Below are 14,951 nucleotides of genomic sequence, written 5' to 3'. Positions count from 1 at the left end.
TAGAAGGGATTAAAGATAAATCTTTTCTCCCTGTTCTACTATATGTGCTTTTTTATCGAAGTATGAGTGGATTACGGATTTAAATATAACCTGTTTGTCGTATTCACCGTGTATTAAGAAAATTCTGTCAAGTTTTTCAAATTCATTCATCCATTCAAGAAGCTCTTTTTGATCGGCATGTGCTGAGAATCCGTTAATTGTGTAAATTTTTGATTTGACTATTATTTCTTCATGATAAATTCTTATGAATTTCGCACCGTCAATAATATCTCTTCCGAGTGTCCCTTTTGCCTGATATCCTACAAACAGCAGTGCGTTTCTCGGATTCCATATTCTGTGTTTCATATGATGAAGAATCCTTCCGCCGTTACACATTCCGCTTCCGGCTATAATTACGGCTCCTCTTTCTATTTTGTTTATCGCTTTACTTTCTTCTACGTCTCTTACCAGTCTTAACTGATCGAATTCAAATGGGTGTTTTTTATATTTTTGACATTTTTTGCTTAAAAGCTGGTCCCATTTTTTATAAACGCTTGTAACCTTTGTAGCCATAGGCGAATCAAGAAATACTTTTGCGTTTTTAGGAAGTGATTTTTCTTCGCTCATTTCTTTGAGTATACACAGTATCTGCTGTGCTCTTTCTATTGCAAAAGTCGGAATTAACACGTTCCCTCCGTTTAAAAGAGTATTTATAATTACGCTTTTAAATTCTCTGATACTGTCGTCAATGTTTTTGTGGTTTCTATCTCCGTATGTAGATTCAATAAATAAAGCGTCGGCATATGTCGGAGTATGTGGTTTTGGCAGTATTCCGTTGTTTTTATTTCCCAAATCTCCGCTGAAAACTATTCTTTTTTTAATATCAAATTCTTTAAAGTCGATTTCTACGAAACTGCTGCCTAAGATATGTCCGGCGTCTTTAAATGTGGCTTTGATATCTTTTGTGATTTTTATTTTTTTGTCATATTCTATTTTTTGTCTGTTCATTTTTTTGAATATTTCTTTTACTTCATCCTGAGTGAAAAGAGGTTTTCTGACCTCTTTTTCTTTTCCGCGTCTTTGAGCTTTTTTATATTTGGTTTTATATTCTTCCTCTTGGAGTTTTCCGGCGTCCATTAAAACTATTTTTGCTATGTCAAACGTGGCCGGGTGGGCAAAAACTTTTCCTTTAAATCCTCCTTTGTAAAGAAGAGGAATTCTTCCCACATGGTCTAAATGTCCGTGGGTAATTATTAACGCGTCTATTTCTTTGGGATCGAAACCGAAAGGCTCATAGTTTTTGTGTTCTTCCAGTCCCTGAAACATACCGCAGTCGATTAAAATTTTGCTTTTTCCTGTATCTAATAAATGTGCCGAGCCAGTTACGACTTTAGCGGCACCGAAACTTTGCTCATATGTTTGATTTTCCATTACCAGTCCTTTATAAATTATTTTTTATTTTCCATTTCCGCTATATCTTTTATAATTTTAAGCACGCTGTCCGGGTTTAGACTCATGCTTTCTATTCCAATACTTACTAAAAATTCGGCAAACTCAGGATAATCGCTTGGAGCCTGCCCGCATAGTCCTGAATATTTTTTATTTCTTTTAGCGCCTTCTACGGCCATTTTAACCATTTTTTTGACACCTTCGTCTCTTTCTTCATAATCGAACGCCACTATTTGAGAGTCTCTGTCAACTCCCAATGTAAGCTGTGTCAAATCGTTTGTACCAATGCTTATTCCGTCAAAAACATCTAAAAATTCATCTATCAGTATTACGTTGTTCGGAATTTCGCACATCATGTATGTTTCAACATCTCCAAGGCCGTTTTGAGTTAAAATTTCTTTTACTCTTTTTGCTTCTTCGACTCTTCTGCAAAACGGTATCATTAAAACTATATTTTCAAACCCCATATCAAATATAGCCCGTTTCATTGCTTTACATTCAAGCTCAAATCCGTCTTTGTAATTAGGGTGAGTATATCTGGCGGCTCCTCTGAAACCTATCATAGGATTTTCCTCCACAGGTTCAAAATGTCTACCGCCAAGAAGGTTGGCATATTCGTTTGATTTGAAATCACTCATTCTGACTATACATTTTTTAGGATAAACTCCGGCTGCAAGGGTTGCAACACCTTCGCTCAATGTTTTGATAAAGAAATCTTCGGGCTCCCCGTCGTAAGGAAATGCAAGTTCGTCTATTAAAGCTCTTTCAGTATCACTTAAAATTTCAGGATGTTTTATAGCCATAGGGTGAGCTTTGATGTATGTGTTTATAATAAATTCCATTCTGGCAAGTCCTATACCGTCTACCGGAAGTTTGGCAAGAGAAAAAGAAAGTTCAGGGTTTCCGAGGTTCATCATAATTTTTGTTTTAGGACGAGGAAGTTTTGAAATGTCCACTTTTTCTATTTCAAAATCAAGTATTCCTTCATAAACTTTTCCGACTTCCCCCTCGGCACAGCTGACAGTTACTTCCTGATTTTCTTTTAATATTTTAGTGGCGTTTTTTGCTCCCACTATTGCCGGTTTGCCGAGCTCACGGCTGACAATCGCCGCATGGCATGTTCTGCCTCCCGTTTCGGTAATAATAGCGCTTGCTATTTTCATTACGGGTTCCCAGTCGGGAGAAGTGGTTGTCGCGACAAGCACGTCACCTTTTTCAAATTTATCGGCTTCAGCCATGCTTTTTAGGATTTTTACTTTGCCGGCTCCTATTTTTTCTCCTACGGCATTACCGGTTAAAATAACGTTTGATCTTTCTTTTAGTTTATATATTTCAAATTCGTTAATACTTTCCTGAGAATGAACCGTTTCAGGTCTTGCCTGAACCATATATAATTTTCCGTCTACTCCGTCTTTTGCCCATTCCATATCCATAGGCGTATAATGACCGTTTACTTCTGTATAGTGTTCTTCTATTTTGATAGCCCAGTCAGCCAGCTGCAGAACTTCTTCATCTGTAATTGCAAACTGCATTTTTTTATCTATAGGGGTTTTAATGTTTTTAGTGAACTGTTCCGCTAGATTAGCGGTTTCTAATTTGTCAGAAAAAACCATTGTTTTTTCTTTATTTCCTCTTTTTCTTTTCAATACAGCTTTATGGCCTTTTTTGAATGTAGGTTTATGTATAAAAAAGCTGTCAGGATCGATAGTTCCCTGAACCACGTTTTCACCAAGTCCCCATGCCGCGTTTATAAATACAACGTCTTTAAATCCGGTTTCGGTATCAATACTGAACATAACACCGCTGCTTCCTAAATCGCTCCTGACCATTTTCATTATTACGGCTGATAAATATACTTTTAAAGGATCGAAATTATGAGTATATTTGTAACTTATACTTCTGTCGGTAAAGTTGCTAGCTATACACATTTTATATGCCCACAGCAGGTTGTCGTCACCTTTGATATTTAAGTACGTTTCATTCTGTCCCGCAAAAGAAGCTGTGGGAGAATCTTCAGCCGTTGCAGAACTTCTGACAGCCAAACTTACGTCATCTCCGTATTCTTCTTTAAGTTTTGCATAACTGCTTAGAATTTCTTTTTTTAAATCTTCAGGCACTTCGCCTTTCATTATAAGGCCTCTTGCTGCTTTTCCTACAGCTTTTAATTCGTCTATGTCGTCAGGATTGAAGTTTTTAAACAGTTTGGCAATAGGCTCCCATAAATTATTCACATCAAGATAATGCCTATATGAGGTTGCAGTTACTGCAAAGCCGTTTGGGACGTTTACGCCTAAAGGTGTCAAATGATTATACATTTCTCCCAGACTTGCGTTTTTGCCTCCGACTTCATCAGTGTCTTTTATACCTATTTCTTTAAACCATTTGATAAACGCGCTCATAATTTCTCCTTTTTGTTTTTAATTTGGATTGTTTTTGAATCTTTTAATCATTTCTTTAAAAAATATCTGCTGTGCAAGTTTGCCGAACCCTTCCGTTAAAGTTGGATGGGGATGAATTGTGTTTAACAGGTCTGTTGGCGACATTTTCTTAGATACTATTAAAGACGCTTCTCCTATCAGGCTTTCGGCGTCTTCGCTTAAAATCTGAATACCTATAATCTTGTTATTATGCATTACGAATTTGATAAATCCGAAAGGTTTTTTTTCTATTTGAGCTTTGGCGTCTATTTTATAATCGTATTTTTCTACGGCGATGTCTATGTTTCTTTTTTCCGCTTCTTTTTCGTCAATTCCGACTGATGCGATTTGAGGGTTTGTAAACAGAACCCAGGAATTATTGTCGTAATTCACCTCTCTTTTATTCGGGGCGAACATATTATGAACGGCCACTCCTGCTTCATATGTCGCCGTATGGGCGAATTTAGGAGTATTTATACAGTCTCCGCAGGCGTAGATGTTTTCATTGCTAGATTTAAGGGTAGAATCTACTCTTACTCCGTGTCTGTCATATTCAACGGAAGCTTTTTCAAGATTAAGACCTTCAAGATTTGCAATTCTTCCTGTGGCAAGAAGAACTTTTTTGGATTCTAAAACTGAAGTGTTGTAATATATTTTGAATTTGCCGTTTTCATAATCTATCTTTTCCAGATTTACGTTCAATTTTATATCAATACCGTTTTTTATCATTTTATTTTGAACGAACAAGGCCGCTTCTTTATCGAGTCTTTTAAGTATTCTTTCTCCTCTTTCAAGGATAGTGCATTTTACACCGAGTTTATTAAACATTCCTGCAAGTTCGCAGCTTATGGCTCCGGCTCCTATAAAAACGATTTCTTCAGGAAGCTCTTTTTCAAAAAAAACATCCCTGTTTGTCCAGGCTTTTTCAATACCGTTGCCTTTAAAAGGCGGCAGATTTACTTTTGCGCCGGTAGCGATCAGAGCTTTTTTAAAAGTAAAAATCTGACTGTTTACTTTAATACTGTTTTTACTTTCAAAACTTGCAGCACCTTGAATATAATCGATATTCGGGTTTTGCTGGATCTGTTCGTATGCTGCTTCAGCTCTTTTTTTTATAATTGCTTCTTTGTCTTTTAATACTTCTTCCCAGTGGATTTGAGGTGATTTAGACAGATCTATATGGAAATTCGGAGCTTCTTTCAGTAAAGCGAATTTATTAGCGGCGTTTTCCAAAACTTTTGAGGGTATACATCCTTCAAAAAGACATTCACCGCCGGGTTTTTCTCTTTTGTCTATTAGTAAAACTTTTTTACCGAATGCGGCTGCCGCCATTGCTGCGGGCGTTCCGCCCGGTCCGGCTCCTATTACGATTAAATCATACTCCATTTTCTATCCTTTGGTTTATTATATCTTTTTAAAACTTTAAGAAAGCTTAAGAATTCAAAATTTTTAATGCTTCTTGCGTGTTTTTGTTTTCGCAAGTTATTGCATATATAGCATTTGCCATTTTTATTGCTTCTTTAAGAGGTCTTTGGTGTATGTTTCTGCCCGTACCGTTTCCTCTCGTGCCTCCGATGTGAATCTGTTCGTATAATTCTTTTAAAAACTCTTCTTCATTTATTTTTTTACCGCCTTCACATAATACACCGCATTTTCCGGCAGCCTGAACTACTTCATGAAGGAGTTCGGGTTTAAACTGACTGTTTTCATAAGGAACTTTCACTTTTGCAAAGTCCGCTCCGAGACATACCGCTACACCTGCGGCTCCCGCTATCAGGTGTTTATCGTGTTCGTCTTGAATGAATTTTCCTTTCGGATACATCCATAATACTGCCAAAAGCCCGTTTTTGTGTGCCTGGTGAACTATATTTGCGGCTTCTTTGAGCATTGAATGTTCGTGTTCGCTTCCGAGATACACGGTATATCCTACGCCTTTAATGTTAACTCCGCTGTATTTTTTAAATTCAACAACGTCATTAACACTCAGCCACTGTTCGGAATACGGATCTTTGGCTTCATACGGGATTATGTTGGTTTTAGAATTCAGTTTAACAAGATAAGGTATATCCGGATAATCCACTCCGTATCTGCTGATAAGTCCGAACTGTGTTGCAAAAACTCCTATTTTTGCATTTGATGCGATTTGAAAAAGATGTTCGGGATTATGGTCGTCTTCCGGGATTCCCTCACCGTAGAAATCATTGTTTAGATGTTCTACTTTCTGATCTCCCGCAAACAGCATAAGTCTTCCTGTAGAGTTTGTAACCTCTTCAAGGATATTTAAAAATTCTTTTCTTTTTTCTGCCGGAACATCGGCAGGTAAATATTTTTCTAACATTTTATACTCCTTTTAGTATACGAATAATCCGTAAGCTATTGTTAAAATACCAAGTACAAAAAGCCATATTGCCGCTGTTTTTGCTATTTTTTTACTGAAAATCAGTGCATATATGGCTTTTAATATATTGTTGCTTCCGGCTGCTATTACTATTGCCGCAGATATTGCATTCAATGTAATGTGAAATTTGCCTGTCATTAGAGACAGGACAAACGGGTCTATATCCGTAAAACCTATAATGAAAGAGAGGATTTTAAGTCCTACGTTTCCAAAATGAGCCGTTACATAATGGGTAATAGCCATCATTGCTACAAACAAAAATGCAAAAACGAAAGCCGTTCCAAGTTCTAAAGGGTTTCTATCGTCAATAGGCACATTGCTTGCGGTCTGTTTTTTGTAAAGGGCAAAAGATATTACTATTCCGGCTGCCGCAAATAAGATTAAAGGCAGAGAAATGGCTTTTGCCACCTGAAAATTGAAAATCACAGCAATTACAAGAAGTCTTAAGTACATCATCGAAGTAGCCACGATAATAGATGAATTGATAATACTTAATATGTCTCCTTTTGCCTTAATGCTTAACGCTTTTTTGCTTAATACAACGGTTGTGGCTGTAGAGCTGTAAAGACCTCCGAAAATTCCTGTAAGCAGGTATCCTTTGTTTTTGAATATGAATTTTTGAGCCAGATAGCTGCCGTATGATATTGCAGAAATGATAACGACTACAAGCCATATTTTAAAAGGAGAGATATTTATGTATTTGATTTCCGTATCAGGCAGTATAGGCAGGATTACCGCACTTAAAAGCAGAAATTTTCCTAGTGTTTCAATCTCTTTTTCGTTTATTTCGTTTAAGAAATTCTGGGTGTGGGATTTATAATTGAGTATAAATACAACAAGTACGAATAGAAACGCCACAAGCCATACGTTGTTGTAGGCCTCTATCAGAGCGCCGAAACTGTAAACTATACTCATTACAAGATATGAAACGATGGAAGTTCTGTCGTGTATTGTTTTGTAATAGTAATGAATCGCATATAAAAGCGTAAGGGATAAAAATCCCGCAATATAAAAATAAAGATTTATTTTAAAGAACACAAATCCCGCAATACCTATGAAAGTATAGGTTCTTGCGGAGCCGATATGAGTTTTTTGTACATTTTTGCTTTCTCTGTAGCTTTTTAATTCAAGGCCTATCAGGAAAGAAAGGGACGTGACTATAATAAGATAAATTAAATCCTGAGGAATAAAACTTAACATTTTCATAGTACGTCAATTCCTTTTGCTTTTCTGTAATATTTTACAACCGCTCTTTTAACGAAATCGTTAAATACAAACCACACAACGGTATAGAAAAATAGGAATATTCCCCATTTCCAGCCGATAGGCGTAATTAATCCGAATCCGTAAACACCTATAATGAGGCCTAAAAACGCAGTTGAAAAAGAGGCTACAAGTAAAATCCAGCTTGGATAAGGTTTTTTAAAGAACCAGTCGCTTGTTCTGGTGTTATAGATAGTCCAGTGTCCGGCCATTACAAGTTTGGTAAAAAATGCGCTTTGCACAAACAACAGCCAGCTTTTCGGATCGTGAACGTTTATCCAGCTTGGGATATCAGGGAAGAATGCACTGTCTGGATGCGCCTGGATATATACCATCGTAATATAAAAGATTGTAAAACTGCTGAGCACCCCTGCGATACCAAGCCACGTTGAGAGTACAAGCATTTCGTGCATATCCCATCGGACCGGTTTTTTTTCTATTTTTGTGTTGTCATATGCGATTGAAAGAATAGGGATATCGTTTAAAAGTGCCAAAAGGATAATCATCAGTGCCGTAATAGGATAGAAATTAAAAATAACGATAGCAAGAGTCATAAATAAAATCACCCTGATTGTTTCGGCTATTCTGTAAATGGTATAGCTTTTCATCCTTTCAAACGTTATTCTGGCTTCTTTAATCGCGTCTACTATAACCCTGAGTCCCGGTGCCAGTAGCACAATATCCGCAGCGGCTCTTGCCGCGTCCGTTGCTCCGCTTACCGCAATTCCGGTGTCCGCTTTACGCAAAGCCGGTGCGTCGTTTACGCCGTCACCCGTCATACCTACGATATGATCGGCTTTTTGAAGTTCGTCGACTATAAAATATTTGTCTTCCGGATAAACTTCCGCAAATCCGTTCGCCTCTTCTATTATTTTTACTATTTCGCTTTCGTGTCTTTTTACGCTGCCTTTTGTAAGTTTACCCACTTCTTTTTTTACGAGAGATGTGATCTGATCAACTTTTTCTTTTATTTCCTCATCGCTTAAATTCATACTTTTGAGTAAAGCTTTGGAAATAATCTGAGCGAGTGTGATATATTCGTCGTGCGTTTCGTTTTTAAGCTCTCTTATTGAATATATGTTTTCTCCGATTCCGAGTATTTTTGCTATATATTTTGCAACGGCTACATTGTCTCCCGTTACCATTTTAACTTCCACGCCTTTTTCTTTGGCTTCTTCTATAGCTTCTTTGGAGTCCGGTCTTGGCGGGTCATACAGAGGAATCAGACCCAGGAAATGAAAACTGTTTTCATCTTCGAGTTTGTAAGCAACTCCGAGTGTCCTAAAGCCGTCCTGGGCGAACTCTTCTACTTTTGCATAAGCTTTTTGTTTATGTTCTTTATCCAGGTTGCACATTTCAATAATAACCTGAGGAGCGCCTTTTGTCGCTACTATTTTTTTACCGTCCAGTTCTATATAGGCTTCCGTTCTTTTACGTACAGGGTCAAACGGTATAAATTTAATCAGTTTAAATTCAGGCAGTTTCAGCTTGTTTTTTTCCGCCCATTCAAAAATTGGTTTTTCAATTGGGTCGTTATTTTCTTTTTTACTGGCAAACAGGGCGTATTTAAAAAGCTCTTCCGGAGTGTGGTTTTCCTCTATGTAAGGAGTGCCTACAGTCATTTTATTTTGGGTGAGCGTTCCTGTTTTATCCGAACAGAGTATATCCATACCCGCCATTTCCTCTACTGCGGCAAGACGGGATACTATTGCCTGTTTTCTTGCAAGGTTAACCGCTCCTACCGCCATTACTACGGTAAGCACGGTTGGAAGTGCGACAGGTATTGCCGCGACCGTTAATACAAGCGAAAATTCCAAAAGCTCCCAAATATTTTCGTGTCTTTTTACTCCGGCAAAAATGATAATAGCTACCATAATAACGGTAATTAATATAAGATAATTACCAACGTTAATAACCATTTTTTGGAAATGGCTTCTTTGATTGTGTTCGGCTTTGGCTACAAGTCCGACTGTTTTACCGAAATATGTATTAAGGCCGGTGCCTACAACCAAAGCAGTCATTTCTCCTTGTTTTATTACCGAATTTGAAAAGGCGACGTCACCAGGTTTTTTGGTTACCGGCAGACTTTCACCCGTCAGTGCCGACTGGTCGACTGATAAAAACTCGCCGCCTCCTATGAGTTTTACGTCTGCTGGAACAATGTCTCCGATTTTTATTTTAATAATGTCTCCGGGTACCAGTTCTTTAGCCGGTATTTCCATCCATTGTCCGTCTCTTAAAACCGTGGATTTGCGCGCCAGTTTTTTCTTTAATACTTCAATTGCGTTTAATGCTTTGTGCTCCTGGTAAAAGTCCAAAATAGCATTTGTAAAAAGCATTATCATAATAATGGTGAAATCTTCCCATCTGTGGACCAGTGCGCTTAAAACGGCCGCAATTTCGATCATCCATGGAATCGGTCCCCAGAATCTTCTGAAAATCCTGTGCCATAAGGGCTCTTTATATTCAGGGATTTCATTCGGTCCGTATTTTTTAAGTCTTTTTTTGGCTTCTTCTGAGCTTAGACCTTTTTCAAGATCCGTCTGAAATTCTCCTGCAACTTTTTCAACGGGTATATTTTTATAATCTTCCGTTTTCATCTAAACCTCCTTAAAGTTCTGTCGATTGCCTCACTGTATGTAGGGTGCGGAAATACTGTTTTTTTGAACGTATTGATATCAAGCTCTGCAGTAAGGGCAGTAGCTATAATTCCTATAAGCTCTTCCGCATTGGGTGCGAGTATGTCGGCTCCCGTTATGAAATTTTCATCATCCGAATAAAGTATCACCATTCCGTTTTTATCTCCAAAGCCGCTTCCTGAAATACCCAGATAAGAAAGTGGAAAAGAAGCGGAATTTTCAGTGGCTTTACCTATGTTTGCGTAAGAAAGAGGAAGAGTGTATATGAATTTTGGAATATTTTTAAGATTGAGTTTTTCTTTGTTTCCAAGTATCTGATCTGCTACATTGAGGGCCTCCGCCCTTGCCGCGTGGGCTAAAAGTAGTTTGCCGTTACAGTCGCCTATGGCAAATACCCCGGGCATTGTGGTTCGGAAATATTCGTCCGTTTTAACGGCGCCTTTTTCTATTGCGATTTTATCTGTTTTAACGGCGTCTGTATCAGGCACTCTTCCGGTTGCCACAAGCAGATATTCCGTTTCAAAGGTTTTGTCTTGCGTATGTATTACCGCTTTATTGTTTTTAACATAAGCTTTTTGTATAGAAGTATTAGGAATAAGATTTACTCCTATGTTTTTTAGCTGTTTTTCAAGATTTTGAGTAATAGCCTGAGGAAATTTTCTTGATATGTTTTCATGTCTGTATATCAGATTGACTTTGCTTCCGAATGCGGCAAAAACGGTTGCCATTTCCAGACCTATGGCCCCAGTGCCGTAAATGGAAATTTCTTTTGGAATATGTTCCATTTTTAGCGCTTCGTCTGATGTGATTATTTTTTTGTAATCTATTTCTATTTCTGAAGGAATTCTTGGTTTTGAGCCGGTTGCTATTATTGTATACGCCTGGTTAAATATTTTGTTTCCGACTTTTACCCCCTCATCAGTTATTTCGGCTTTTCCTTCTATAAGATCTACTCCTGCGGCTTTACACTGGTTTATAACGGCCGAAGTGCTTTTTTGCAAAATCGCTTCGATTTTTTCTTTTATATTTTTAAGATTTACGGAAGCCTTTTTTGTAAAAACGTCTTCTTGGGATTCTATTACTGTTTTAGCCCTGTGAAGCAGGTTTTTAGAAGGAATACATCCGTTATGCAGGCATGTTCCTCCAATATGTGAGAGGTCTTTTTCTATTAAAGCCACTTTTTTGCCGGCTTTGCCTAGGACTATGGCTGCTGTGTATCCCAAGCCTCCTCCTATAATTATTACGTCATACATTTTTTATCTCCTCTTTGAAATCGTTAACAAACATCGCAGCCTCCACACCGTTTAATATTCGGTGGTCTATCGTAAAAGCTGTTTTTATTTTATTTTCTGTTAGTTTTCCGAATGCCGCTATTCCCGCGTCTTTATCATTGATTACCGCTGTGAAGCTTTCAATATTAAACATTCCTAAATTGCTTATTCCGAATGTGGAACCCGTCAAATCTTCGATGCTGAGTTTTTTTGTTTTAATTTCTTTCAGCCATTCATTTATTTCCTGTAAAGTTTTTTCTTCCGCATTTTTAATTACACACATAAAAAGTCCGTCTTCTCTGCTGACGGCTACCGAAATATTAGAAGCGGGATAGGTTAGTAAATTACCGTCTTTTAGAATTGATCGGCTTAAAGGGTTTTTCTGCATTGCGTTTGCGAGGGCTTTTATAATCTGAGCCGTTATTTTGATTCCTTCTTTTTTTGTAATTTCTATTTCTTCAAAAATAAAAAACACCGGCTTGGTAAGTGAATTTTCGAGCGTTTTTACAACCGCTTTTTGGTTTGGCGTAAGTGTTGAAATTTTCGGTATATTGTTCTGTTTTATGTAATTTATAACCTCTGTGCTGTCAATTTTATGATCAAGCTTGAATGTGTCGTAATTAATATTGTACTCTTTAAGCAGTTTAGCGGCTTTCGGTGTGAAATATCTGCTGATTATATGCTCTTCTATGTCTTTTATATGTGCGGGTTTTGGAATTTCATTTTTTTCCTGAAGTTTTTCTATGTCTATTCCGAGTTCAGCCGCTTTTTTCTTTGCTGCGGGACTGGCGCTGCCGGAAACGGTTCTGTTTTCTTCAGACGTATTTAAAACCGAACTTATAATTGTATCAATATCAATATCTTCCGGCTCTTTTGAGGATTCGGCCTGTTTTTTATTTTCAGATGAGGTGTTTATTTCACTCTTTGACTTTTCTGCTGTATTTACATTTTTTTCATTCTCAATTTTCAATTCTCCATTCTCAATTATAGCTATTACGCTTTTTACAGGAACCTCATCGCCTTCTTTTACAACTATTTTTTTTACTTTTCCGTCAACAAAACTTTCAATATCCATAGTGGCTTTGTCGCTTTCGACTTCGCACAGTTTATCGCCTTTTTTTACGATGTCTCCAACTTTGACGTACCATTTTGTAATTTTGCCTTTGTCCATCGTATCGCTGAGAATAGGCATGGTTACTTTATATTCCATTTTCAGCCTTCCACTCTAAAATTTTTTTGACTATTTTTTCAGGGGTAGGGATTGAAGCGAGTTCAAGTTTTCTGTTATACGGAATCGGCACGTCTTCTCCGGCTATTCTTAAAACCGGCGCGTCTAAATCGTAAAAACATTTTTCTGTTATCTGTGCAAGTATTTCAGCGCCCATTCCTCCTGTTTTATGGTCTTCTTCCACAATTACGGCTTTTTTTGTTTTTTTAACGGAATTAGCAATTGTTTCGATATCAAGAGGCCTTAGAGAATTTAAATCTATTATTTCAGCGTTTATTCCGGCTTTTTCAAGTTCTTTTGCGGCTTCAATTACGTCATATCTCATTTTCAGGTATGTGATGATCGTAACATCTTTGCCTTCTTTTACTATTTCTGCTTTAAACGGATCAAAATTTTTTATTTCTCTGAATTCCATATCCATGGGATACAAAAGCTCGTGTTCTAAAAACACAACAGGGTCGTTGCTGAAAACAGCCCATTTTAAGCCGTAATAAGCATATGAGGCATTGCTTGCGGCAAGAACAATAAGTCCGGGTATTGAACTGAAAACTGTTTCATAATTTTCACTGTGCTGCGCGGCAAGCTGTCTGCTGACACCTCCCGGGATTCTGACAGTTAGAGGAATAGTCATTTTGCCTCCGCTCATATATCTGAATTTTGCAGCATGGTTTATAATCTGATCCATTGCAAGCAGGGAAAAGTTTGCGGTCATTATTTCCGCTATCGGTCTGAGCCCGGCAATTGCCATACCTATTGCGTTTCCCACTATGCTGAGTTCCGCAATAGGTGTGTCAATTACCCTTTTTTCTCCGTACTTTGAAAAAAGCCCCTCGCTGACGCGGTAACTGCCTCCGTATCTCCCTACGTCTTCACCTAAAATAACTACACTTGAATCCGCTTCCATGGATTCGTCTATCGCTTTATTTAATGCGCTACGGTATAACATTTTCACACTCCTTACAAAATACCCCGTCATACAGTTCTTCCACATCGGGTTCAGGCGAATTTTTCGCAAATTCAACGGCTTCGTTTATTATATGTTCTACTTTTGCGTCAGTTTCCCGGAAATATCTTTCGTCAGCAAGACCTTTTTTCAACGCTTCTTTTTTAAGATTTTCAATAGGGTCTTTGCTTTTGTATATTTCAAGCTCTTCCTCGCTTCTGTATTTCCCGGCATCACTCATGCTGTGTCCTTCGTACCTGTAAGTTTTCGCTTCAATAAAATATGGACCAAGTCCGTTTTCTATATATTCTTTTGCTTCGGTTACGGCATCATACACTTCACATACGTTCATACCGTCTATTACTTTTGTCGGCATATAGTTTTTGACTTTATGGAACTGTTCGATAAACGGGCTTACCCATGAAATATGCGTACCGATTGCGTAAAAGTTATTCTCAAGGAAAAATATTATAGGCAGTTTCCATGCGCTTGCGATATTGATACTTTCAAAAAAAGCGCCCGCATTGCTTGCACCGTCTCCGAATATAGAGAATACACCGGCATTTTCGCCCTGGATTTTTCTGGCATATGCACATCCGACGGCTATAGGCAGATGTCCTGCCACTATTGCGTCTCCCCCGTAAAAATCAAGTTTCGGCTCAAACAGGTGCATTGATCCGCCTTTGCCTTTGCTTATGCCCGTTTTTTTGCCGAACAGCTCGGCCATTACGAGTTTGGGATCCATTCCTCTGGCAATTGCCAGTACGTGTTCTCTGTAGTGTGTAAACACGTCTCCTTTGTCAAAAGCCTGCATAGTTCCGACACTTACGGCTTCCTGACCTATATCCAGATGTAAAAATCCGGCAATGTTCCCGTTCATATATTCGCGTTTTGCCGCAAGCTCAAACTCGCGGCCGAGTTTCATTAAATAATAAAACTTTTTAACTCTCGCACTATTCATTGCTAAACTCTTCTAGTGCTTTAAAAAGGGGAGTCATATACATGAGTGCCGGACCTCCGTGCATAAGTACCGCCTGCATTGCGGCTTCAACTATTTCTTCTTTGCTTGCTCCGAGTTTAAGAGCGTTTTTGGTATGAAACGCAATACACCATTCGCACTGTGCGGCTACCGCCAACGCAACATTAATAAGCTCTTTGTTTTTTGCGCTTACAGCTCCGTCTTTTTCTACACTTTGCATAAATGAAAAAAATGTTTTGGTTTCTTCAGGTGCGTTTTCCTGCAGATTTTTAATGAGAGTTTGAATTTCCTGTAGTTTTTCTTTCATCATTTGAACCCTCCTTCAGTGAAGTAGACTAAATCTTTTTTAGTCCTTTATTTATTATAACTCCGTAAACTTTAAACA

General features: G+C 38.1%; 11 protein-coding genes. All 11 read right to left on the bottom strand.

All coding sequences use genetic code 11. From position 1 onward, the window contains the following. Nucleotides 1-9 precede the first annotated feature (9 nt). From ACZ5EP_RS03685 to ACZ5EP_RS03635, 11 genes are read right to left on the bottom strand one after another with little or no spacing between them, the layout of a single operon-like run. Nucleotides 10-1,410: an MBL fold metallo-hydrolase RNA specificity domain-containing protein gene (locus tag ACZ5EP_RS03685; protein ID WP_464509487.1), complete on the bottom strand. Its 1,401-nt coding sequence runs from the start codon at nucleotides 1,408-1,410 to the stop codon at nucleotides 10-12. 17 nt (nucleotides 1,411-1,427) lie between these two features. Further along, on the bottom strand, nucleotides 1,428-3,827 hold the full coding sequence (ppsA, locus tag ACZ5EP_RS03680; protein ID WP_464509485.1) for a phosphoenolpyruvate synthase: 2,400 nt from the start codon (nucleotides 3,825-3,827) through the stop codon (nucleotides 1,428-1,430). 18 nt (nucleotides 3,828-3,845) lie between these two features. Then, complete coding sequence (locus ACZ5EP_RS03675; protein WP_464509484.1) at nucleotides 3,846-5,231, bottom strand: dihydrolipoyl dehydrogenase family protein; 1,386 nt, start codon at nucleotides 5,229-5,231, stop codon at nucleotides 3,846-3,848. Between the two features lie 46 nt (nucleotides 5,232-5,277). After that, nucleotides 5,278-6,183: an aldolase gene (locus tag ACZ5EP_RS03670; RefSeq protein WP_464509483.1), complete on the bottom strand. Its 906-nt coding sequence runs from the start codon at nucleotides 6,181-6,183 to the stop codon at nucleotides 5,278-5,280. A gap of 12 nt (nucleotides 6,184-6,195) precedes the next feature. After that, nucleotides 6,196-7,449, bottom strand: a complete 1,254-nt coding sequence (locus ACZ5EP_RS03665; RefSeq protein ID WP_246831100.1) for an MgtC/SapB family protein — start codon at nucleotides 7,447-7,449, stop codon at nucleotides 6,196-6,198. Then, complete coding sequence (locus ACZ5EP_RS03660) at nucleotides 7,446-10,106, bottom strand: plasma-membrane proton-efflux P-type ATPase (protein ID WP_464509482.1); 2,661 nt, start codon at nucleotides 10,104-10,106, stop codon at nucleotides 7,446-7,448. The genes ACZ5EP_RS03665 and ACZ5EP_RS03660 overlap by 4 nt, the downstream gene beginning before the upstream one ends. Next, on the bottom strand, nucleotides 10,103-11,398 hold the full coding sequence (locus ACZ5EP_RS03655; RefSeq protein ID WP_464509481.1) for a dihydrolipoyl dehydrogenase family protein: 1,296 nt from the start codon (nucleotides 11,396-11,398) through the stop codon (nucleotides 10,103-10,105). The genes ACZ5EP_RS03660 and ACZ5EP_RS03655 overlap by 4 nt, the downstream gene beginning before the upstream one ends. Next, nucleotides 11,391-12,626 (bottom strand): dihydrolipoamide acetyltransferase family protein, encoded by a 1,236-nt coding sequence (locus ACZ5EP_RS03650; RefSeq protein ID WP_464509480.1) that lies wholly within the window; start codon nucleotides 12,624-12,626, stop codon nucleotides 11,391-11,393. Before ACZ5EP_RS03650 ends, ACZ5EP_RS03655 begins: the two co-directional genes overlap by 8 nt. Then, nucleotides 12,616-13,590: an alpha-ketoacid dehydrogenase subunit beta gene (locus tag ACZ5EP_RS03645; protein WP_464509479.1), complete on the bottom strand. Its 975-nt coding sequence runs from the start codon at nucleotides 13,588-13,590 to the stop codon at nucleotides 12,616-12,618. Before ACZ5EP_RS03645 ends, ACZ5EP_RS03650 begins: the two co-directional genes overlap by 11 nt. Further along, nucleotides 13,577-14,548, bottom strand: a complete 972-nt coding sequence (locus ACZ5EP_RS03640) for a thiamine pyrophosphate-dependent dehydrogenase E1 component subunit alpha (protein ID WP_464509478.1) — start codon at nucleotides 14,546-14,548, stop codon at nucleotides 13,577-13,579. Before ACZ5EP_RS03640 ends, ACZ5EP_RS03645 begins: the two co-directional genes overlap by 14 nt. After that, nucleotides 14,541-14,873, bottom strand: coding sequence for a carboxymuconolactone decarboxylase family protein (locus tag ACZ5EP_RS03635; protein WP_464509634.1), 333 nt, complete (start codon nucleotides 14,871-14,873; stop codon nucleotides 14,541-14,543). Before ACZ5EP_RS03635 ends, ACZ5EP_RS03640 begins: the two co-directional genes overlap by 8 nt. Nucleotides 14,874-14,951: the final 78 nt, after the last annotated feature.

This window comes from Nautilia abyssi, from assembly GCF_055388085.1.
This window is presented reverse-complemented; position numbering and strand designations above follow the sequence as displayed.

Bases quoted from the DNA above. Each gene is read 5' to 3' on its own strand.
- ACZ5EP_RS03635 (WP_464509634.1), bottom strand. From the start codon at position 14,873: ATGAAAGAAAAACTACAGGAAATTCAAACTCTCATTAAAAATCTGCAG.
- ACZ5EP_RS03665 (WP_246831100.1), bottom strand. From the start codon at position 7,449: ATGAAAATGTTAAGTTTTATTCCTCAGGATTTAATTTATCTTATTATA.
- ACZ5EP_RS03675 (WP_464509484.1), bottom strand. From the start codon at position 5,231: ATGGAGTATGATTTAATCGTAATAGGAGCCGGACCGGGCGGAACGCCC.
- ACZ5EP_RS03655 (WP_464509481.1), bottom strand. From the start codon at position 11,398: ATGTATGACGTAATAATTATAGGAGGAGGCTTGGGATACACAGCAGCC.
- ACZ5EP_RS03645 (WP_464509479.1), bottom strand. From the start codon at position 13,590: ATGTTATACCGTAGCGCATTAAATAAAGCGATAGACGAATCCATGGAA.
- ACZ5EP_RS03640 (WP_464509478.1), bottom strand. From the start codon at position 14,548: ATGAATAGTGCGAGAGTTAAAAAGTTTTATTATTTAATGAAACTCGGC.
- ACZ5EP_RS03685 (WP_464509487.1), bottom strand. From the start codon at position 1,410: ATGGAAAATCAAACATATGAGCAAAGTTTCGGTGCCGCTAAAGTCGTA.
- ACZ5EP_RS03660 (WP_464509482.1), bottom strand. From the start codon at position 10,106: ATGAAAACGGAAGATTATAAAAATATACCCGTTGAAAAAGTTGCAGGA.
- ppsA (WP_464509485.1), bottom strand. From the start codon at position 3,827: ATGAGCGCGTTTATCAAATGGTTTAAAGAAATAGGTATAAAAGACACT.
- ACZ5EP_RS03650 (WP_464509480.1), bottom strand. From the start codon at position 12,626: ATGGAATATAAAGTAACCATGCCTATTCTCAGCGATACGATGGACAAA.
- ACZ5EP_RS03670 (WP_464509483.1), bottom strand. From the start codon at position 6,183: ATGTTAGAAAAATATTTACCTGCCGATGTTCCGGCAGAAAAAAGAAAA.